Annotated in this window: 19 protein-coding genes; 6 read left to right on the top strand and 13 right to left on the bottom strand. The window is 63.5% G+C overall.

What is annotated here, in order from left to right; all coding sequences use genetic code 11:
* Nucleotides 1-129 precede the first annotated feature (129 nt).
* Nucleotides 130-546, top strand: a complete 417-nt coding sequence (locus AC2TZ7_RS10530; RefSeq protein WP_489864167.1) for a DUF6477 family protein — start codon at nucleotides 130-132, stop codon at nucleotides 544-546.
* On the opposite strand, the gene AC2TZ7_RS10525 is transcribed toward AC2TZ7_RS10530, so the two are convergent.
* The gene (locus AC2TZ7_RS10525; RefSeq protein ID WP_489864166.1) at nucleotides 533-2,113 is read right to left on the bottom strand and encodes a helicase HerA-like domain-containing protein; all 1,581 of its coding nucleotides are present in this window, start codon (nucleotides 2,111-2,113) and stop codon (nucleotides 533-535) included. The two genes, AC2TZ7_RS10530 and AC2TZ7_RS10525, sit on opposite strands and share 14 nt — an antisense overlap.
* A 562-nt stretch (nucleotides 2,114-2,675) precedes the next feature.
* Here AC2TZ7_RS10525 and AC2TZ7_RS10520 point away from each other — a divergent pair.
* Complete coding sequence (locus AC2TZ7_RS10520) at nucleotides 2,676-3,377, top strand: invasion associated locus B family protein (protein WP_489864165.1); 702 nt, start codon at nucleotides 2,676-2,678, stop codon at nucleotides 3,375-3,377.
* 72 nt (nucleotides 3,378-3,449) lie between these two features.
* On the opposite strand, the gene AC2TZ7_RS10515 is transcribed toward AC2TZ7_RS10520, so the two are convergent.
* Genes AC2TZ7_RS10515 through AC2TZ7_RS10500 form a run of 4 tightly spaced genes read right to left on the bottom strand, consistent with a single transcriptional unit; the run spans nucleotide 3,450 to nucleotide 7,742 of the window.
* Complete coding sequence (locus AC2TZ7_RS10515) at nucleotides 3,450-4,655, bottom strand: beta-ketoacyl-[acyl-carrier-protein] synthase family protein (RefSeq protein ID WP_489864164.1); 1,206 nt, start codon at nucleotides 4,653-4,655, stop codon at nucleotides 3,450-3,452.
* Nucleotides 4,655-4,936, bottom strand: a complete 282-nt coding sequence (locus AC2TZ7_RS10510) for an acyl carrier protein (RefSeq protein ID WP_078519276.1) — start codon at nucleotides 4,934-4,936, stop codon at nucleotides 4,655-4,657. The genes AC2TZ7_RS10515 and AC2TZ7_RS10510 overlap by 1 nt, the downstream gene beginning before the upstream one ends.
* An 8-nt stretch (nucleotides 4,937-4,944) precedes the next feature.
* The gene (locus AC2TZ7_RS10505; protein ID WP_489864163.1) at nucleotides 4,945-6,045 is read right to left on the bottom strand and encodes a UDP-3-O-(3-hydroxymyristoyl)glucosamine N-acyltransferase; all 1,101 of its coding nucleotides are present in this window, start codon (nucleotides 6,043-6,045) and stop codon (nucleotides 4,945-4,947) included.
* A 56-nt stretch (nucleotides 6,046-6,101) separates the two neighbouring features.
* Nucleotides 6,102-7,742 (bottom strand): L,D-transpeptidase family protein, encoded by a 1,641-nt coding sequence (locus tag AC2TZ7_RS10500; protein WP_489864162.1) that lies wholly within the window; start codon nucleotides 7,740-7,742, stop codon nucleotides 6,102-6,104.
* A gap of 369 nt (nucleotides 7,743-8,111) precedes the next feature.
* Here AC2TZ7_RS10500 and mepK point away from each other — a divergent pair, with 369 nt between their 5' ends.
* A complete protein-coding gene (gene mepK, locus AC2TZ7_RS10495; protein WP_098410680.1) occupies nucleotides 8,112-8,666 on the top strand; it encodes a peptidoglycan L,D-endopeptidase MepK in 555 nt (184 codons plus the stop codon).
* 146 nt (nucleotides 8,667-8,812) lie between these two features.
* Here mepK and AC2TZ7_RS10490 read toward each other — a convergent pair whose 3' ends face one another.
* Together AC2TZ7_RS10490 and AC2TZ7_RS10485 are read right to left on the bottom strand one after the other, a co-directional pair.
* Entirely contained in the window at nucleotides 8,813-9,463 is a 651-nt protein-coding gene (locus AC2TZ7_RS10490; RefSeq protein WP_098410679.1) for a cytochrome b/b6 domain-containing protein, read from the bottom strand.
* Entirely contained in the window at nucleotides 9,456-11,177 is a 1,722-nt protein-coding gene (locus AC2TZ7_RS10485; protein WP_489864161.1) for a tetrathionate reductase family octaheme c-type cytochrome, read from the bottom strand. Before AC2TZ7_RS10485 ends, AC2TZ7_RS10490 begins: the two co-directional genes overlap by 8 nt.
* Before the next feature lie 84 nt (nucleotides 11,178-11,261).
* Between AC2TZ7_RS10485 and AC2TZ7_RS10480 the strand changes: the two genes are divergently transcribed.
* On the top strand, nucleotides 11,262-11,393 hold the full coding sequence (locus AC2TZ7_RS10480; protein WP_489864160.1) for a hypothetical protein: 132 nt from the start codon (nucleotides 11,262-11,264) through the stop codon (nucleotides 11,391-11,393).
* A gap of 101 nt (nucleotides 11,394-11,494) precedes the next feature.
* Here AC2TZ7_RS10480 and AC2TZ7_RS10475 read toward each other — a convergent pair whose 3' ends face one another.
* The 6 genes from AC2TZ7_RS10475 to AC2TZ7_RS10450 form a co-directional block, all read right to left on the bottom strand.
* Nucleotides 11,495-11,848 carry a cytochrome o ubiquinol oxidase subunit IV gene (locus AC2TZ7_RS10475; RefSeq protein ID WP_078539402.1) on the bottom strand — a complete coding sequence of 118 codons (354 nt, stop codon included), beginning with the start codon at nucleotides 11,846-11,848 and terminating at the stop codon, nucleotides 11,495-11,497.
* A complete protein-coding gene (locus AC2TZ7_RS10470) occupies nucleotides 11,848-12,462 on the bottom strand; it encodes a cytochrome c oxidase subunit 3 (RefSeq protein ID WP_165756923.1) in 615 nt (204 codons plus the stop codon). Before AC2TZ7_RS10470 ends, AC2TZ7_RS10475 begins: the two co-directional genes overlap by 1 nt.
* Before the next feature lie 8 nt (nucleotides 12,463-12,470).
* Nucleotides 12,471-14,534 carry a cbb3-type cytochrome c oxidase subunit I gene (locus AC2TZ7_RS10465; RefSeq protein WP_489864159.1) on the bottom strand — a complete coding sequence of 688 codons (2,064 nt, stop codon included), beginning with the start codon at nucleotides 14,532-14,534 and terminating at the stop codon, nucleotides 12,471-12,473.
* Complete coding sequence (locus AC2TZ7_RS10460; RefSeq protein WP_078519285.1) at nucleotides 14,531-15,388, bottom strand: cytochrome c oxidase subunit II; 858 nt, start codon at nucleotides 15,386-15,388, stop codon at nucleotides 14,531-14,533. The genes AC2TZ7_RS10465 and AC2TZ7_RS10460 overlap by 4 nt, the downstream gene beginning before the upstream one ends.
* A gap of 601 nt (nucleotides 15,389-15,989) precedes the next feature.
* On the bottom strand, nucleotides 15,990-16,550 hold the full coding sequence (locus AC2TZ7_RS10455) for a Crp/Fnr family transcriptional regulator (protein ID WP_489864158.1): 561 nt from the start codon (nucleotides 16,548-16,550) through the stop codon (nucleotides 15,990-15,992).
* Between the two features lie 301 nt (nucleotides 16,551-16,851).
* A complete protein-coding gene (locus tag AC2TZ7_RS10450; RefSeq protein ID WP_489864157.1) occupies nucleotides 16,852-17,580 on the bottom strand; it encodes a Crp/Fnr family transcriptional regulator in 729 nt (242 codons plus the stop codon).
* 418 nt (nucleotides 17,581-17,998) lie between these two features.
* Here AC2TZ7_RS10450 and AC2TZ7_RS10445 point away from each other — a divergent pair, with 418 nt between their 5' ends.
* Complete coding sequence (locus AC2TZ7_RS10445) at nucleotides 17,999-18,385, top strand: response regulator (protein WP_489864156.1); 387 nt, start codon at nucleotides 17,999-18,001, stop codon at nucleotides 18,383-18,385.
* Between the two features lie 205 nt (nucleotides 18,386-18,590).
* The gene (gene scpC / locus AC2TZ7_RS10440) at nucleotides 18,591-20,108 is read left to right on the top strand and encodes a succinyl-CoA:acetate CoA-transferase ScpC (RefSeq protein WP_489864155.1); all 1,518 of its coding nucleotides are present in this window, start codon (nucleotides 18,591-18,593) and stop codon (nucleotides 20,106-20,108) included.
* The last annotated feature ends 171 nt before the right edge of the window (nucleotides 20,109-20,279 follow it).

The following is a 20,279-nucleotide window of genomic DNA, read 5'->3' as shown; positions in this document are numbered from 1 at the left end:
ACGGGACGCCAGCAAGAATTCCTTAAACTTCCTAAACAAAGCTTTGCGGGGCGCGCGCTTCAGGACGAAATCGCGCAACACCGCCTGAGGCTGGGTAACGCTCGGGACTTCACCTCAAGGGAGTTTCCGATGACCTTCGCATTTCGCCAAAAGCCCACGCCCGTTTTCCACGCTTCGTCGCCGCTGCGCCTCGTCGAACCGGCCGCAGCCGACAGCGTCGCCCCCGATCTCGATCCGGTCACCGCCTTGGCAAAGCTGCGCCGCCCGCGCCTGTTGATCCGCGCGGCCCGGCACGGGCTGAGCGATTACAGCCGCAAGCGCGACCTCAAGCGGGTGATGCGGATGAGCGAACTGCCGCGTCCGGGAGCGGCCCTGCGCGCGCTGATGACCGAGGAAGCGGCGCTCGATCAGGCGCGGCGCGCGGGCGAGGCGACCTATTCGGTCGCCCGGCATATCGAGCTGCTGATCGCGCTTCTGGCGGAGGCGCGGCTGGCGCCGCAGCCGTCAGAAGCCCGTGCGGGCGCCCCCTCGCTCAGCGCGACTTGAAGAGCGAGCCGAGAACGCCGCGCATGATCGTCTGGCCCGTCTTGGTGCCCAGCTGACGCGCAAGGCTCTTGCCGAAGGTTTCGAGGATCGTATCGGACCGGCGCGAGGATTTGCGCGCCGGTTTCGACTTCGCCGTCGGATCGTAGCGCCGTGCATTGTTGAAATTGTCAAAGCCCTCATCGAGCTCGGAGCGGCCCGCGGCGGTCTTGGCCGCCTTCTCGCGCACCTCGGCCTCCGCAGCCTCACGCGCAGCCAGTTCGGCACGCTTGGCGAGGATTTCCTGCGCCGACTCGCGATCCACGGGCGTGTCGTATTTGTCGCCCAGGCCGCTTGAAGCGATCACGGCGGCGCGCTCGGTATCGCTGAGCGGGCCGAGGCGCGATTGCGGCGGGCGGATCAGCGTCCGCTCGACCATGCCCGGCACGCCTTTCTTCTCGAGGAAGGAGGTCACCGCCTCGCCGGTACCGACCTCCTTGATCGCGATCTCGGTGTCGAAGCTCGGATTGGCGCGGTAATTCTCGGCCGCGCGGTGCAGGTCGCGCTGATCCTTTGCGGTGAAGGCGCGCAGCGCATGTTGGACGCGGTTGCCAAGCTGGCTGAGAATGCCGTCGGGCACGTCGCCGGGGTTCTGCGTAATGAAGAACACCCCCACCCCTTTCGAGCGGATCAGCCGCGCCACCTGCTCCACCTTGTCGACCAGCGCCTTGGGCGCATCGTCGAACAGCAGATGCGCCTCGTCGAAGAAGAACACGAGCTTCGGTTTGTCGGGGTTGCCGACCTCGGGCAGTTCCTCGAACAGTTCCGAGAGCAGCCACAGCAGGAAGGTCGCGTAAAGCTGCGGGCTGCCCATCAGCTTGTCGGCGGCGAGGATGTTGATCTGGCCCATGCCGTTTTCGTCGGTCTGGATCAGATCGCCAAGGTCCAGCGCGGGTTCGCCGAAGAACTGCGCCCCGCCCTGGTTTTCCAGCACCAGCAGGTCGCGCTGGATCGCGCCGATCGTCGCGGTTCCGACATTGCCGTATTCCAGCGCGATCTCGTCCGCGCGCTCGCCGATATGGCGCAGCATGGCGCGCAGGTCGTCGAGGTCGAGCAGCGCCAGCCCCTCCTTGTCGGCGATGTGGAAGGCAATGTTGAGCGCGCCTTCCTGTGCCTCGGTCAGCCCCAGAAGACGGCTCAGCAGCAGCGGCCCCATCTCGGAGACGGTCGTGCGCACCGGGTGCCCCTTCTCGCCGAACATGTCCCAGAAGACCGTCGGATAGGAGCGGTATTGCAGATCGAAACCGATGGTCTGCGAGCGCTCCATGAAGGCGTTGTGCAGCTTGGCCTCGGCCGAGCCGGTGGCCGCGATGCCCGACAGATCGCCCTTCACGTCGGCCATGAAGACCGGCACGCCCGCCTGCGAGAAGCCTTCCGCGAGGATCTGCAGCGTCACCGTCTTGCCGGTGCCGGTCGCGCCTGCAACCAGCCCGTGACGGTTGCCGTATTGGAGCTTCAATTCCTGCGGGCTTGCGTAGCCTTCACCACCGCCCCCAACGAACACACCCTCTTCGGTCAGAACACCGGTCATTTCGCCCTCGCCAAACAAATTCCGGCTCCGACCATACTACCTTAACCCTTTTGCGCCAGTCTGATCCTGCCCCCGGAGTGCGCTTTTGCACGGATGGGGGCGCTTCCTCCCTGTTGAACTGGCCGCGCCACGCTTGGCGCGGTCTTTTTCTTCTGTGCCAAGGGATTGCGTCCCGGAGTTCATCGCCTCACCGCCTGTCACACTTCCTCAACTTTGCCTGTTGACCTGTGAAAAATTACGGCCTAGCGTACCGGCAATGACGAAGTCGGCCAGTCCGACAGGGGGAATAAGGAAGGGGTCCTGAACGGGCCCCTTTCGCTTGGAAAGCCCAGCTTTCGCGCCCCCGGAACACCCGATCCGGCCCGCGCGAGACGCGGCTGAATCGCCCCCGGCCTTTCCGCGAAATCCCCCGCCTGCGCCAGCGCCGATGCAGGCCGTCGAACGGCTCACGAAACTGTGGCAGTTTGCCGCCGATCCGTGAGCGCCGCTGCGGAATTCGCCACTGACAGTGGCCCGGACCCGTGTTAAGCCTTCGCCCAATACGTTTCAGGAGAAGAGTAATATGTCTCAACTGACGAAACCGCTCGCCCTCGCACTGGCCCTCGGCCTTGCAAGCGGGGCGTGGGCGCAAGATACCACCTCGAGCGACACGACCACGACCCCCTCGGCGGATGCGGGCGCGACGGCCCCGGCGGCGGATGCGACCAGCACCGATCAGGCGCCTGCGACTGGCGCTGACGCCACGCCGACGATGCCCGGCGCCGACCAGCAGGCCCAGAAGCCGCAGGAGCCGCAGACCTACATCAAGGCGACCTACGACGACTGGCAGCTGCAATGCGCCAAGTCGCCCGACGGCAAGGATCCCTGCCAGATGTATCAGGTGATCAAGGACCAGAATGGCGGCAACGTGGCCGACATCTCGGTGATCGGCCTGCCCGATGGCAGCCAAGCCGCTGCTGGCCTCACCATCATGGTGCCGATGCAGACCCTGCTGTCGCAGAACCTGGTGCTGCAGGTCGATGGCGGCAAGCCGATGGTCTACCCCTATTCCTTCTGCGACCCGCGCATGATGGGCTGCTTCGCCCGCTTCGGCGTCAGCAGCGCCGAGCTCGGCTCGCTCAAGAAGGGCAGCAAGGCGACGATCACGATCACGCCGCTGGCCAACCCGCAGCAGAAGGTGAAAGCGGATATCTCGCTCAAAGGCTTCACCAAAGCCTTCGACGAAACCGTGAAAACCAACAAGGAAAACGGCGTTCAGAAGTAAGCTGGATGGATGAGCTTCGGCTCGCAACCGTTTGAAATTTAAGACGCCGCGCCCCAACCGGGCGCGGCGTTTTCATATCGCGCGCAAGGCCAGAACCGCGTTGAGCCCGCCGAAAGCGAAGGCATTCGAGAGCGCCGCGCCGACCTGCTGCTTGCGGGCCGTGTTCGGCACATAATCCAGATCGCAGTCGGGATCGGGGGTGGCGTAATTCGCCGTCGGCGCGATCATCCCGTCGCCAAGCGCCATCAGGCAGGCGATCAGCTCCACCGCCCCCGTGCCGCCGATGCAATGGCCGTGCAGCGCCTTGGTCGAGCTGACCGCGACCTGATCGGCCGCTGGGCCGAGCGCCGCGCGGATCGCGGCGGTCTCGATCCGGTCATTGGCCGCCGTGCCGGTGCCGTGGGCGTTGATATAGCCGACCTCGTCGGGCGCCATGCCCGCATCGCTCAGCGCGCCGGTGATCGCGGCGGTCGCGCTGTCGAGCGACGGCATCACGACATCACTCGCATCGGAATTCATCGCAAAGCCCGCAATCTCGGCCAAGGGCTGCGCGCCACGCGCCTCGGCGCTCTCCAGCGTCTCGATCACGAAGACTCCCGCGCCCTCGCCCTGCACCATGCCATTGCGATCGGCGGAGAACGGGCGGCAGCCATCGGGCGACATCACCCGCAGCCCCTCCCATGCTTTCAGCCCGCCGAAATTGAGCATCGCCTCAGAGCCGCCCGCAAGCATCCCCTCGGCCATGCCGGACCGCACCATCTGGAACGCGAGGCCGATGGCGTGGTTGGAGCTGGCGCAGGCGGTGGCGACGGCAAAGCTCGGCCCCTGCAACCCGTAGCGGATCGAGAGATGCGACGGCGCGGCATTGGCCATCAGCTTGGGCACGGTCAGCGGATGCACGCGGTTCTTTTGATCTGCGAAAACAGCGCGATAGGCGTTATTCGCGGTGGTGTGCCCGCCGCCTGCGGACCCGATGATGCAGCCCCAGCGCGCGGGATCGGGAGCTGCCTCCAGCCCCGCCTGCGCCATCGCCTCCGCGCCGGAGATCAGCGCGTATTGGGTGAAGGGGTCGTATTGCGCGAGCTGCGCCGAGGTGAAGCGGTCAGACGCGTCATAGCCGCGGATCTGACCGCCGATGCGGATGCTCAGCCGCTCCACATCCTGGAAGCTGAGCGGGCCGATGCCGCTGCGCCCCTCCGCCATGGCCGCCTTGGTTGCCGCAACGCCCTCACCGAGCGCGTTGATCGTGCCCGCGCCCGTGATGACGACGCGCCGCATCAGGCGACGGCGGTCGAAGGCTTGCCGCCCGAGACGAGACGCTCCACCGCGCCCACGATCGCCCCGATCGAGGACATGTCGAATTGCGAGGCGGCGGGCTCGTTGGCGTTGAACGGCACCGAGACGTCGAAGGCCTCTTCGATGGCGAAGATCACTTCGACGAGGCCGAGGCTATCGAGCCCCAGTTCGTCGAGCGTCATCTCGGGCGAAAGTTCGGAGGGCTCACGAAGGGCTTCGCGGGCGATGATCGAGAAAACCTGGTCTTGCACGTCTGGCCTCATATCTGGGGTTACTCCGTGCCGCCTTTTTGCGTGAGTTTCGTAACAGTTTCTCGAAGCTCGGCCATTTGCGCAAACAATCTCGGCAATCTGCGGACAGATTTGTTGATCTCCAACTGCGTTTCCATCTTCACCGCCGGGCTCCCCCAGATCGTGCGGCCTTTGGGGACGTTGGTGTAGATGTTCGTCCCGCCCGCCGCGATCACGTCATCGCCCACGGTGATATTGTCCGAGACGCCGCATTGCCCTGCCAGCACCACGCGGTGCCCGATCCGGGTCGAGCCCGCGATGCCGACCTGACCGCAGAGCAGGCAATCCTCGCCCACCTGCACGTTGTGACCGATATGGACCATGTTATCGAGCTTGCTGCCCGAGCCGATCGCGGTCGCGCGCACCGTGCCGCGGTCGATACAGGCATTGGCGCCGATCTCGACATCGTCGCCGATCTCGACCGTGCCGAGCGAATGGATGCGGAACCATTTCTGCTCGGTGATCTCTTCGCGCTGCTCCAGCGTGTGACGGATTTCCTCGACGCCGGAGGGATCGGGCGTCACGAAGGAGAACCCGTCCGAGCCGATCACCGCGCCGGGCTGACAGACCAGCCGGTCGCCGATCAGCACCCGCGCGCCGATCCGCGCGCCGGGATAGATCAGCGCGTCAGCACCGATCTGCGCGCCTTCCGCGATGGTCACCTGCCCCACGATCCGCGCGTTCGGGCCGATCTTCACCTCCTTGCCGATCACGGTGAAGGGGCCGATTGACGCGTCCGGCCCGATGATCGCGGTCGGGTCGATCACGCAGGTCGGATGGATGCCGGGCTCGACGATGGGACCGGGATCGAAGGCTTTCGACAGCCCCGCCATGGCGAGACGCGGGCGGGTCACGAAGACCGCCGCCTCCAGCCCGAGCGCGCGCCAGTCGGCGCCTTCCCACAGAAGCGCCGCGCGGGCCTTACCCTCGCGCAGCCCTTCGGCGTATTTCTCGCTCATCGCGAGGGCAATCTGGTCGGGCTCCGCCGTCGCAGGCTCGGACGCACCGGTCACCTCGATCGACAGGTCGCCTTCGGCGCGGGCGTTGAGCGCCTGCGCGATATGCTCGATTGTCTGGGACATGGCCGATCCTCTCATGGTCGCATGAGGGCGCGCTTGCCGCCCCCGCTGCTAGAGATTTAGCTGTCCTGCGTGCCCAATTCTACCCCGGCCTTTTGCAAGGCGTTGAAGAGGATCGCGTCACGCCCATAGACGTCGCGGCGATACTCGACATGCCCCGACGCGGTCGGCCAGGCGGTGAAGTAGGTCAGATGCACAGGCACGTGCTTTTCCAGCGGCACGATCGTCTCGCGCCCCGAATTGAGGATGCGCTTGAACTCCGCTTCGGGATTGTCGCTTTGCGCGCCCAGAAGCGTGTAGGCCAGATCGAAGGGGTCGCCGACGCGCACGCAGCCGTGGCTGAAGGCCCGCGTCTCTTTCTTGAAGAGCGATTTCGACGGCGTGTCGTGCAGGTAGATGTTCCAGCGGTTCGGGAACAGGAATTTCACCAGCCCCAGCGCGTTGCGGTTCGACGGCGGCTGCTTCATCGCGAAGGGGAAGTTGCGCGCGTTATAGGCGGCGAAATCCACCGCCGAGCGCGGCACCACCCGGCCCCGGCTGTCGATCAGCTGAAGCTGGCTCGCCGCGTTCGGATTGCGCTGCATCTGCGGCAGGTATTCCTTGGTCACGATCGAGCGCGGCACATGCCAGGCCGGGTTGATGACCATCCGCTCCATCTCGTCGGAAAACTCCGGCGTGCGGCGGTCCGAGCTGTTCTGCCCGACCACCGTGACCGAGCGGAAGATAGTCTTGCCGTGATCGACCACGCGCACCGAGAAATCGGTGATGTTGACCCAGACGTAGCGGCCCGAGAAATCGATGCCATTCATCCAGCGCAGACGCTCCATCGCGACGAGGATGGCTTTCATCCGCGCCTCGGGGCTCTTGTTGATCTCGCCCAGCGTGCTGGGCCCTGCCACGCCATCGGTCGCGAGCCCCTGATCGGTCTGATAGGCCTGCACCGCCTTTTGCATTTCGGCATCATAGGTCGCGCTGGCAGAGCGGCCCAGATAGCCCATCCGCTGCAGCCGGTCGCGCAGCGCCACGACATCCGGCCCGCTATCGCCGGGCTCGAGCTTGGTGCCGGGCACCGTCGGCCCCCAGCCGCCCGCTTCGATCTGATGCTCCAGATCGAGGCGCGCTTTCACCAGCTGCGCATATTGCGGCATTTGCGGCGCCAGCTCGCGCAGGAACAGCGCCGGGTTGGTCGAAGCGGCGAAGGCCGTCATCCGGGCTTCGGGATCGGCGCGTTTGGGTTCGCGCTTGATATCGGAGATGACGCTATGCGGGTCGAGCACGCCATGCGACAGGTCATGGGCGTAATCGAGGAAAATCCGGCTCATCTTAACTTCGAGCAGCCCGCGCTGACGCTCGGACTGGACGGCAGCGAAGGCGACGCGCAGCCCCTCGGGGTCGTAATGCGCCGTGGGCAGCCCCTGCATCGCCGACAGATCGAGCGCGCGCATGAAAGCCGCGCGGCGGCCCGCATCCTCGGCGGCGGTCCAGATCGGGCGGTAATCGCGGGCGGCATAGAAGGACGCCAGAGCGGGATTGTCAGCCGCGGCTTCGGCCACGGCCTGGGTGAAGCCCGAAAGCTCGACCCCCGCCAATGGCGACATGGCCCCTTGCGCTGCAATCTGGGCAGTGCCTTGCGCCTGGGCGCCGGCGGCGAGCGTAGCTAGCGCGAAGGCCAGCCCTATCTTACGGAAATTGCGCGTCATAGCGTCTAAACCCCTGCCCGGACCTTATCGTTCCAGATGTTCCAAACTTACCCCCATCTGTCCAGCAAAGCGTTGCGCGTGCGCAACGATAGGAGACGAGGCGCGATCAACGATGCAGGGGTGCAACAGCGCCTTTCCGCCGTCTCTCGCCCCGCACGCACGCCGCTCCCACAAGGCCGTGAGCGTGTTTTTACTACCGGCAGGCGATTTTTTGCCGACCCGGCCCCTTATGGCAAAGATGCATCAGTTCCGTTCTTTATCGGTTAATAGGTCTATGCCATAAGGAGTAAGAAGTTTGGGTCTACCATCCCTCAACCGCCCGAAACAGGGCGGGGAAAATCGAGAGACAGGCGAACACAGGAACTTGCTATGACGACGATTTCCCGGCGCGGCCTTCTGGGCGCATTTGCTGCGACCATGGTAACGGCAGCCCCCACCATGAGTAACGCTTTCGGTCTACTCAAGGGCGCAGGGGACATCCGACGGATCAAGATGTATAACGGTCGTACCGGCGAGACGCTCGACACCGTTTACTGGATCGAAGGCGAGTATATCCCCGACGCGCTGAAAGAGATCACTTACTTCGCCCGCGACTGGCGCACCAACCAGCTGAAAAACATCGACGCGCGCACCGTGGATATCGCGGCCGCCGCGCATAACCTGATGGATTCGCGCGAACCCTACATGCTGCTGTCGGGTTACCGCTCGCCCAAGACCAACGCCATGCTGCGCGCCCGCTCGAAAGGCGTCGCGAAGAACTCGCTGCACATGCAGGGTCTGGCGATGGACCTGCGGCTGAAGTCGCGCTCGGTCAGCCAGATGTACAAGGCGGCCGCCGCCTGCCACGCCGGCGGCGTTGGCAAATACTCGCGCTCGAACTTCGTTCACATGGATTGCGGCCCGGTGCGGCACTGGGGCTCCTGAGCCTCGCGCAGCTCGCCGCACCAACCCGAACGCCGCTTTCCCGAGCGGCGTTTTTCTTTGCCTGCCCTGCCCGGGGCTGCCCCCGAACTGCAGACAGCAAAAGCCCCCCGCGTGGGGGGGCCTTGATCAGTCATGTGTCGCGATGCTCAGTCGAGCACCCTTCCCTGCTGGCGGAAATAGGCCTCTGCCTCCGGGGTCAGATCGACCTTCTCATAGCCCGAGACCATGGGCCGCACATGCTGGCGGAAGCCGTGGCCGATGGTGAGCAGGTAGACATGGACCACCACGAAGCTCGCGATGGCGAAGGCCGCGAGGACGTGGAAATTCGCGATGATCTCCAGCCAGAACGAGCCGCCGTCGAGGTGATCCCAGAACCCGTAGCTGAGATAGGCCAGCCCCGAGATCCAGATCGCCGGGAAGAGCATCATCTTGAGCGCGAAATAGGCCGCTGCCTGCAGCGGGTTGTGCCGCCGCTCGTAGCTCTTCACATAAGGATGCTCCTCGCCCTTGAAGACGCCATAGGCGTAGAAGCGGCTGACCTCCCACATCCCCTGCATGCGCGGGATGAACTGCTTGTAGCCACCCGTGGTGAACAGCCAGAAGGTCGCGAAGGCCCAGAGCAGGAGCAGCGCCAGCGCGACGACCGTGTGGATCAGCACCGCCGCCCCGAAGGGCAGGATCGGATGCAGCCCCAGAAGCCGTGCACCGGTGAAGAACAGCAACATGATCGAGGCGACCTGGCTCCAGTGCCAGAGACGGTTGAAGCGCGAATAGACCTTTACGCAATGCTCAGCCATGGTGGCCTCCCTCCTTCTTGCCGCGGTTGATCAGGCGCAGCGCGCCATGGCCCAAGGCCCCCAGAAGCGCCATCAGGAACATCGCGAGCCCCAGCTTGCCGCCGAGATTGATTTCCGAGCCGGGAACGTAGATCCCCGCCAGATCGGCCATCCGACCGCCCTGCGTGTGGCAGCTTTCGCATTGCAGCGCATCGTCGGCGGGCGCGACCATATGGGTGATCGGCCAGTACATGTAGGTATGGACGAAATCGAACTCGCCCGAATACTCCACACCGGCATAGTCCATGCCCGCCTTGAGCGATTTCTCCCAGTCGTAATAGGACCAGAGCGCGGTGCCGTTGCCGGGGCCATAGACGTTGTTATAGGCCAGTACATTGCGCTGTACGTCATAGGCCTGCGTGCCGACCATCCGCTTGAAGGGGAAGATCCGGCTGTCGGGCTGACCGGGATTGCCGCCGATCTTGTTGATCTCGACCACCTGCGTCGGGTCGATCTCTTCCTCCGGCAGGGTGAAGGTCATCTCGCCGTTGGACCATGCGTAATAGGGCGTGACGTTCTCACCCCATTCGAAATTGCCCTTTTTCGACATGTAGGTATGCAGGTGCTTGCCGTCGGATTGGGTGAAGCCCTCTTCCACGATCGGCTTGCCGTCCGCGTCGAGCTTGCCCGCCGTGGACCAGTCCCAGACGGTCTTGGTCGCCACGCCGCCCCGCGCGAAGCTGGGGATGTGGCAGGTCTGGCAGGCCAGCGTGTCGGTGTGATCGTTGAGCTTCGCCGCGATCAGCGGGTTCGGCCCTTCATGCGGGCTGTCCGTGTGGCAGGACTGGCAGGCGGCCGCGTCATGCGCGGTGCCCGCCATGCGATCGGGATGCGGGTCGATCACGTCGGTCTCGTAGCGCGAGCCCTCGAAGACGTGCTTGTCCGAGACGTGGCAGGTCTCGCAGGTGAAGTTCTGACCGTCGGGCGACATATGGACATCGACGTCGCGCGGCGGGTTGAACAGCGCCGAGCTGAGATCGCCATGCTTCACGTTATCGCCGCCACCGCCGTAGAAGTGGCAGTTGCCGCAATTGTCGCGACCGGGCGGTGCGCCCACCGATTGCGCGGCCTCGGCCAGATCGACGGGCCAGGCGGCAGCGCCGGTGATCGTTTTCGCGCCCGCGGCCACCGGCTCGAGCGGCGGCTCGCCCGCGAGGTTGTCCTGCTTGGTGTACTGGCCGGATTTGTCGTGACAGACGAGGCAGTCGACCTTGGTCGGATCGTCAGGCATCGGCTCGCGCACGTCCGTCCAGCCATAGCCCGTGTGGCACGAGGTACAGCGCACCTCATTCGAGGCCACATTGCCGCAAAACGCGTTCATCTCATGCGCTTTGCCGAGCGTCTGGCCCGTGGCCTCGTTCTGGTATTCCCAGGTCCAGTGGACCGAATGCATCACCTGATTGGAGGCCTCGGTGTGGCACGACAGACAGGCTTCCGTTACCTCGGAACCTGACGCGAACGGCCCCTTGAGCTGATCGAATTTCGAGTGGTCGGCGGTGAGCTCTTTCACCGGATCGCTCATATGGGCGGCCTTCGACGCGCCTTGCGCGACGGGTGTCGATTGCGCGCCGATTGCGGGCGTCTCCTCCGGGGTCGCGTCCTGCGCGTAGGCGGGAAGCTGGCCCAAAATCACGGCTGAGACGAATGCCGTGATCCGCAATGCACTCTGTGTCATCGATGCTCCGACTGGCTCACTACTGGTTACTCACATTGCTTAGCGTGAACCCGCCGATCACGGGGATGCGACATTTCGTGAGTTTTGCGTGACTTACTGTCGCATCAGATTTGGCACGCGTGGGGGCGCGCGCTTTACGTCTGCGGACAGGCGCTGGCGGCGCTGGCGGCTGTCCCGGTGCTGGAAAGCCAAGGCTACCAGCTCTTCCCGATGTGATCGCCCCTGTCAGGCGGACATGAAAAAACGCGGGCAGTTTGCGCTGCCCGCGTTTCTTTTTTCTTGGCGGAGCGAGGCCCGAAGGCCCCTGCCCCTTCGGCTTACATGCTGCCGGCGCCCATACCCATGCGGCTTGCCAGATCGGCCAGCACCCAGACAGTGCCCGCAGCCATCAGGATGATGAGCAGGAAGGTGAAGAGCACCAGATACAGGTCCGGACGCGCCTCTTTCGAGAAGTCGAGGTGCATGAAGGCCCAGAACTGGATCACCAGCTGCGCGATGCCGAGGATGCCCACGATGGACCATGCGAGGCCCGTCGAGAACACGCCACCTGCGACGATCACGACGCCTGCGAGCGTCAGGACCACCGAGAGCGCGAAGCCCCAGACATAGCGCGCCATGTCGTGCTTGTACTCAGCCGAGTCCATGCCGACGTCGGAGTTGATATAATCCATCACAGCACCCCCATCAGGTAGACTTTCGTGAAGAGCGCGATCCAGACGATGTCCAGCATGTGCCAGAACAGGCCCAGACGCACGAGACGCGACTTGATCAGGTCGTTCATCCCGAAGGTCTTCATCTGAACCATCAGCAGGATGCCCCAGATGATACCCGAGGTGACGTGCAGACCGTGCAGCCCCACCAGCGAGTAATAGGCGGTCAGGAAGCCCGACACTTGCGGCGTGTTGCCCTCGGTCCAGAACTCGTGGAATTCGTAGAGTTCGATCCCGAGGAAGATCGCGCCAAGCGCCAGCGTCACGACGAGCCAGCCCACCGTGCGCTTCATCGACGCGCCGTATTTCATCCCCAGCGTGCAGATGCCGAAGGTGAAGGTGGAGATCAGCAGCGCCATCGTCTCGATGGTCGGCAGGCCGAGGCTGAACAGCTCATGCGGGCTCGGCCCGTTCGCGATGCCGTGCCATTCGGCATCGGCGTAGTTGGCGATCATCAGCGAGAAGGCGATGAGGTCCGACATCAGGAAGATCCAGAAGCCGAAGATCACCGTGCCCGTCTTGTCGTGATGGCCGTGATCGTGGGAGGCAGCGTGCGCTGCCCCCGTGTTGCTCATAGTTGCACTCATACCTGCGTCTCCATGATCAGGCCGCGGTTCTTGGTGGTGAACTCATCGTCGAGCCGGATTTGCGGCGTGGATTCGACGACGCGCTTATGGGCTTCATAGCCCTCGCGCAGTTCTTCCGCGGTGACGGTTTCTTCCCAGTCGGTGTCGTAGGAGCGGATCAGCACCAGCACCCACATGGCCACGAAGCCCACCGCCGCGATCAGCCACATCTGGAAGATCATGGCGAAAGCGAAGAGGGTCGCGACGAGGCCCACCAGGAACGGCATACCGGTCGGTTTCGGCAGGTGGATGTCGACGAACTCGGTCGGATCCATGACCCGCTTGCCCGCTTCCTTCGCATCGACCCACGGCTCGCGCGAGGTCATCGCCGGGATGGTGGAGAAGTCGTATTCCGGCACCGGGCAGCCCAGCGACCATTCGATACCACGACCGTCCCAGGGATCGCCCGCCGGCACCATCAGGCTCTCACGGTTCTTGACCGAGACCCAGACCTGAATGATCTGCGCGGTCAGACCCGCCAGCACGCACAGCGCGCCGAGCATCGCGATCACCAGCCACGGGAAGTATGCCGGCTCGGTGAAGAAGGCCATGCGGCGCGGTGCGCCCATCAGGCCGATCGCATAGAGCGGCATGAAGGCCCCGTAGAAGCCGATCATCCACAGCCAGAAGCTACGACGGCCCCATTTCTCGTCCAGGCGGAAGCCGAAGCAGAGCGGGAACCAGTAGTTCACGGCCGCGAACATACCGAACAGCAGGCCCGGGATGAGCATGTTGTGGAAGTGCGCCACCAGGAACAGCGAGTTGTGGGTCGCGAAGTCGATCGTCGGGTTGGCGAGCATGACGCCCGTGATGCCGCCGATCACGAAGGTGAAGATGAAGCCGGTGGAGAACAGCATCGCGGTCGAGAACCGCAGCTTGCCGCGCCACATGGTCAGCATCCAGTTGAAGACCTTAACACCGGTCGGCACACCGATCGTCATCGTCGCGATGCCGAAGATGGCGTTGAGGTGGGCGGTCTGACCCATGGTGAAGAAGTGGTGCACCCAGACGGTGAAGGACAGCACTGCGATGGCAATGGTGGCCCACACGAGCGAAGTGTAGCCGTAGATCTTCTTGCCCGAGAAGGTCGGGATGACTTCCGAGAACACGCCGAAGGCCGGCAGGATCAGGATGTAGACTTCCGGGTGCCCGAACAGCCAGAACATGTTGGCGAAGTTCATCATGTTCCCGCCTTGGGTGGCGGTGAAGAAGTGGAAGCCTGCCTGACGGTCAAGCGCCAGCATCAGCGAGGCCACGGTCAGCGGCATCATCGCGAAGATCATCAGGACCGCGGTGCAGAGCGTCGCCCAGGCGAAGATCGACATGTCGAACAGCTTCATGCCGGGGGCACGCTGCTTGTAGATCGTCACGAGGAAGTTGATGCCCGAAAGCGTCGAGCCGACCGAAGTCAGGCCCAGCGACCAGATCCAGTAATCCACGCCCTCGTTCGGCGACAGCTTGATGCCCGTATAGGGCGGGTAAGCGGTCCAACCGCCGGTCTCGAAGTGACCGACGACGAGCGAGGCCATCACGAGTGCCGCGCCGCCGATCGACAGCCAGAGCGAGACCGCGTTCATGAAGGGGAACTCCATGTCGCGCGCACCGATCTGGAGCGGCATGACGACGTTGATGACGCCGGTCAGGAAGGGCATCGCCACGAAGAAGATCATGATCGTGCCGTGGGTCGAGAACAGCTCGGCGTGGTGTTCGACCGACAGGAAGCCCGGTGCGGGCGAGACCTGCTGGGCGCGCATCACGACCGCCTCGAGGACACCGCGGATCAGCATGATCAGCGCCAGAACGATGTAGATGACACCGATCTTCTTGTGATCGAGCGTGGTGATCCAGTTCGACCAGAGCGGTTTCCACCAACCTTTGATGGTCAGGAGCACCATGACCGCGAGCGCGCCGAGGACGACGATGCCGCCCGCGCCTGCTGCGATCCCGGTGGACAGAGACGGATCCGTGAAGAAGGGAACGATGAAAATATCGTTCCAATCGAGACTACCAAGAATACTCATTGAGCGTCCCCTTGATGTTGGTTTTGCGAGACATGCAGTTCTTCGCGGATCGCGTCATCGATCTTCTTCTGCTCGGGCGCGTGGTCGGGCAGGATCGCTGCGCCGCCATCGGACAGCATGTCAGGGTTCATCATTACTTTGCCCCAGTAGCCTTTCTCCGGCGGCTCGAAGAGCTCAGGCCCCGACCAGGTCGCGGTCTTCTTGAAAGCTTTTTCGAGCTGGGCGAAGGGGTGCTTGGGTTCTTGCAGGAACGCGTCGAACTGCTCCTGGCTCACCACGTCGACCTCAAACTTGTTGAGCGGGAAAGCCGCGCCGTTGAACTGGCTGTTGAAGCCATAGGTCTGCGACGGATCTTCCGAGGTGGTCAGGTTCATCTTCGTGCCCATGCCGGGCATTGCGTAGATCTGGCCGGCAAGACGCGGAATCCAGAAGCTCTGCATCGCGCCGGTGGCGGTGATGTCGAACTCGACGGGGGTGTTCTCGGGCAGGACCAACCGGTTCACGGCGGCGACCTTGCCGGGATAGATGAACATCCATTTCCATTCGGACCCGATGACCTTCACATGCATCGGTTCTTTGCCCGTTGCCTTGTAGGGATCTTCGCCCATCACGTGGCCCCAGGTGAGCCAGCCGACGATGAGGAAGGTGAGCGTGGCACCGCCCCAGATCACGACTTCGGCGGCAACCGAGTGCGACCAGGTCGGATCATATTTGCCTTTCCCACCCTGACGGCGATAGCGCATCGCGATCCACGGCGTGCCGATCAGGATCGGCAGAGAAATGGGCAGCATCCAAAGGAAGAAGCTGATCAGGTGAGCGCGTTCCCCGGCCGCCACCGGGCCGAGCGGGGTCATGACCCCGTTCTCCGCGCAACCTGACAGCCATGCAGCCGCAACGGTCAACAGGACCGGGGCAGCGAGGCGGCTGGGCCGCTTGTAGATTTTTTCAAACAACACGGAAATACCTTTCCTATTCCCTCTTCTTGGCGCGGGGGCATAGGGGTCTCTCGGGGGAGGCCGCGAGGGCTCCCGTCCCGCGCGATGCCTCCCACTCTAGGGCAGCGCCCGCGAGGTCAATCGGTGTTGACAAATTGTCGCAGGAGCAGGCGTAACCGACTGAAAATTATGCACAAATATCATCACACACCTGCGACGCACGAAAAAATAATCAATAAATAAAGGGGGTTGGTCTTGAACGGGGGCGCCCGAATACAGGGGTAAACGGGCCCATCTCTCGCGCTTGTGATAGGGCAGTGAGCGATCCGTGAGCAAAATGAGCAACTTAGCCGATCACGGACGCTTGAGGTCACGCGGTTCGTGAGGGGTGTTATCCGCCCGGTGTCCCTGCGCGACCGGCCTTGAAGGGAACGGGCAGCGCCCTCCCCCGGCGCTTCACAAACCAACGCCGCGGAAACCCCGCGGCGCACCGTCAGAGAGGGTTACCGGAAAGGAGCGGTCAGAGCGCCGCGGCCCGGCGCAGCGCCGGGAGCGACGAGATCCGCACACGCCCGCCGGCAATCCGGAACAGGCCCTGATCGCGCAGACGGCGGATCGTCTTGTTCGTATGCACCAGCGACAGCCCAAGCGAATCCGCCACGACCTGTTGGGCGAAGGGGAACGGCGCGCTGTCCTTCTCGATCAGCCCGACCGCCTCGGCACGCTCCCATGCGTGCATCACGAACCACGCGATCCCCTCATTGGCGTTGCGCTGCCCGACTGAGGCCAGCCAGCCCGACAGCCGCGTCAGTTCGCGCGTCATCAGCCACACGAGCGTCGTGGTGCGATCGGGACCATCTGGCAGAGGCTTATGCAGATCGGCCGGATCGAAGCTCGACAGCATCATCGGCGTGAGCGCCTCGTAATAGCTCGCCCCCGGACCGTAGAGCACGCTCGTCAGCCCGCACAGATCGCCCGGATAGACCAGCGCTTCGACCTGCCTGCGCCCGTCTTCGAGAAGCGTATAGCGCATGGCGATCCCGCGTTCGATCCGCACGATCAACGGCGTGGACTCGGGCAAAAGCGCCGCCCCCCACGGGAATGGCGCGTTGCGATTGAGACAGTGCCGCCAGATAGGCGAGGTCAGGTTTTCGAGACAGGTTTTCCAAGCTTGCTCGGTTCCGTTTTGTTAATTTCTGCGAAGAAACCAGCATCTGCCGCGAAAGCGCTAAGCGCGCTACGTCATAGGACAATGATGCAGGTCTTTTCCGATATTCCTCGGCGTCACCCGGCGGAAAAACGCTTTTCGCCTATGTGAAAAGCTTTAAGAATCGGTGTGCTACTACGGCGTTACTGAGGAATTCCGCCACTCAACCGCGCCACTATAAATAGTAGCGCGGTGGCCCGGCCCCGAGCTCGACGACTCCTATATCGGCAAGCTTTTCGAGATCGGGCAGTTCGAGAGTCCCCTGCGTCCATCTGACGAGCCCTTCGGACCTCAGACGGGCAAGCGTCTTGTTGGTGTGAACGAGCGATAGCCCGAGCGCATCCGCGAGATCCTGCTGCCGGACCGGGAACGGCATCTTGCCGTCGCGCACCAGCCCGGTCTGCGATCCGCGCTCAAAGAGAGTGACGAAGGCCCACGCGAGCGACTCACGCGCCGAGCGCTGCCCGACCGTCACCAGCGCGTCGCTCAGGAAATGCTCCTCGCGCGCCACCTGCCATGTCAGCATCATCGCGCGCTGCGGCATTTTCGCGAACAGGTCCCACACATGTTTACGGTCGAAAACACTGAGCTTTAACGGGGTCAGCGCCTCGGTCGTATGCGAAGCCTCTCCCATCATGACCGCGTCGAGACCGATCAGATCGCCGGGAAAGAGAAAATTGAGGACCTGACGCCGTCCGTCCTCCAACATCCGATAGCGCATCGCTTGGCCCTCTATCAGGGTAAAGAAGCGTTGCGGCTCGTTGCCTTCCATCACGACGGTCTGCCCTGCGGGCATCCGTAGCTCGCCCGCGCGGGCGGCTTCGGCGATTGCTTCCTCGTGCGCATCGGGCGCCATGAAGGCGGGATTATCGACGAAGGGACAATTTCTAAAGTTGCGTGTCATGCCTTGGCTCACTTTTACGTCATAAGGCAACGCGGAGGGCCGTGGCAGGTTCCTTTCAAATTTCGTGGGGGTTTCCGTATTTCCCCTTATTTCCCTCACTATCTGCGCCCCACCTGTTCACGATCGCTTGTGTAACAGGCAGCCCTGTGCGATTCATGCCAGCTAGACGCTTTGCAACAGTATGTCATAGTTAAATGACCCCGGAGATTACGAGGTGCAGGAAGGCTCAAGAGGCCTCTCAGTGCACCGACAATCGGGCTGAAGCCTAAATCGTTATACTGACGTCGGATCGACCACGATCCTATCCCCCTCCAGATGCAGTAATCTGCAAGGACAGGAAGCTGATGCCCCGGAATCTCCAACACGAACGAAGCGAGAGCCGCGTAAGCGGTGCCCGCCTCGCGGCTAGGCGGTCCTCGTGACACTTTGTTCCCCCCCTCGGATCGACGGCACCGCGCTGGTGCTCGAAGACGCGATGATCGTGGCCTATGATGCGGCCGCGATGCTCAGCGAATTCGGCGCACGCGATGTGGTCATCTTCGGCACTGTCGAAGAAGCATTGCTCCATATCGCTGGCGGCAATGACATCTCGATGGCGCTGCTCGACATCAATCTTGGCGACGAAACCTCGCTGGAAGCCGCCAAGGCGCTGCGCGAACGTGCAGTGCCGATCCTCTACTCGACCGGATATGATGAACAATCCGTGATGATGGACGGGTTTCCCGAAGGCAAAATGCTGATCAAGCCCTTCACCAATGACGATTTCGCCAATGCCCTGATTTCGATGGGTTTTGCCGAATCCTGATTTCTGCGCCGCTGGCGCTGAGATCGACATGCCATGCGCCGGGTGACATCATCCATGCACACAGCGCATACCTGCCAAACATGGACATCCCGCGCAACCTCGCGTTCCTCGTCACCGGAACACCAGGTCGCGCGGCCATGCGGGGCAGAGAGGAGCCCCGTTCCGCGCCAGCGCGACCGAACCATCGCGAAGGAGGCGCTTGCTCATGAACCATACGATCCGAAAAGCCCATGCCGGGCTCGCCGCCAAGGTCATGTCGGCCGAAGAGGCCGCAGAGCTGATCGACAATGGCGCGACGATCGGTATGTCGGGATTCACCGGCTCGGGCTATCCCAAGGCGGTGCCGATGGCGCTGGCCGCGCGGATCGAGGCCGAGCACGCGGCGGGCCGTCCCTTCAAGGTGAAGATCTGGTCGGGCGCCTCGACGGGCCCCGAGCTGGACGGCGCCTTGGCCAAGGCCGACGGGATCGAATTCCGCCTGCCCTACAATTCCGACCCGATCGCGCGCGAGCGGATCAATGCGGGCCAGATGAAATATTTCGACATGCACCTGAGTCAGGTCGCGCCGATGGCGTGGATGGGGTTCATGGGCAAGCTCGACACGGCGGTGATCGAGATTTCCGGCATCACCGAGGATGGCAAGCTGATCCCGTCGAGCTCGGTCGGCAACAACAAGACCTGGCTCGATTGTGCCGACAAGATCATCCTCGAAGTGAACCGCTGGCAATCGCCGCTGCTGGAAGGGATGCATGACATCTATTACGGCACCGCCCTGCCCCCGAACCGCGTGCCGATCCCGCTGGTGAAGCCTGACGACCGGATCGGGCAGACCTATTTCGAGGTCGACCCCGACAAGGTCGTGGCCGTGGTCGAGACCGACGCCCCCGACCGCAACGCGCCCTTCAGCCCGCCGGATGCGGTGGCCGAGGCGATTGCCGGTCATATCCTCGACTTTCTCGGCAACGAGGTGAAACAGGGCCGCCTGCCGCGCGGGCTGCTGCCGCTGCAATCCGGCGTGGGCAATGTGCCGAACGCGGTGATGGCCGGGCTGATCGAGGCGCCCTTCGACCAGATGACCGCCTTCACCGAGGTCATTCAGGACGGGATGCTCGACATGATCGAGGCGGGCAAGCTGCGCATGGCCTCGGCCACGGCGTTTTCGCTCTCGCCCGAGAAGGCGCAGTATTTCAACGACAACGCCGCCTATTTCCGCGACAAGCTGATCCTGCGTCCGCAGGAAATCTCGAACCACCCCGAGCTGGTGCGCCGTCTGGGCTGCATCGCGATGAACGGGCTGATCGAGGCGGATATCTATGGCAACGTGAACTCGACCCATGTGATGGGCTCGAAAATCCAGAACGGCATCGGCGGCTCGGGCGATTTTGCGCGTAACGGCTATGTCTCGATCTTCATGACACCTTCGGTCGCGAAGGGCGGCAAGATTTCCGCGATCGTGCCGATGGCCGCCCATGTCGATCACATCGCGCAGGATGTGCAGGTGATCGTGACCGAACAGGGTCTGGCCGATCTGCGGGGGCTGTCTCCGAAGCAGCGCGCCGAGACGATCATCGAGACCTGCGCCCATCCCGCCTATCGCCCGATGCTGCGGGACTATTTCGAGCGCGCGAAGAAAGGCAGCTTCGCCAATCACGCCCCGAACCTGCTGGGCGAGGCGCTGAGCTGGCACCAGCGCTTCGTGGAAACGGGGACGATGGAAGAGTGAGGCGCTAAGGGCAGCGCCCGAGCCTTGGGTGGGTGCTTCGATCGATGGGTGGCTTGGCGGTTTATCTCGAAAGCCCGAAGGTCGGTCGTGCCCGCACTGACATCGCCAATGCGCCCTCCCGGGGGGAGGCTCGGGCGCTGCCCGGGGCTGGTCGCCCCGCGCCGGAGCAAA

This window comes from Thioclava sp. ISO4 (genome assembly GCF_058105145.1).
The sequence above is the reverse complement of the archived record's forward strand: the minus strand, read 5'-3'. Positions and strand labels throughout refer to the sequence as shown.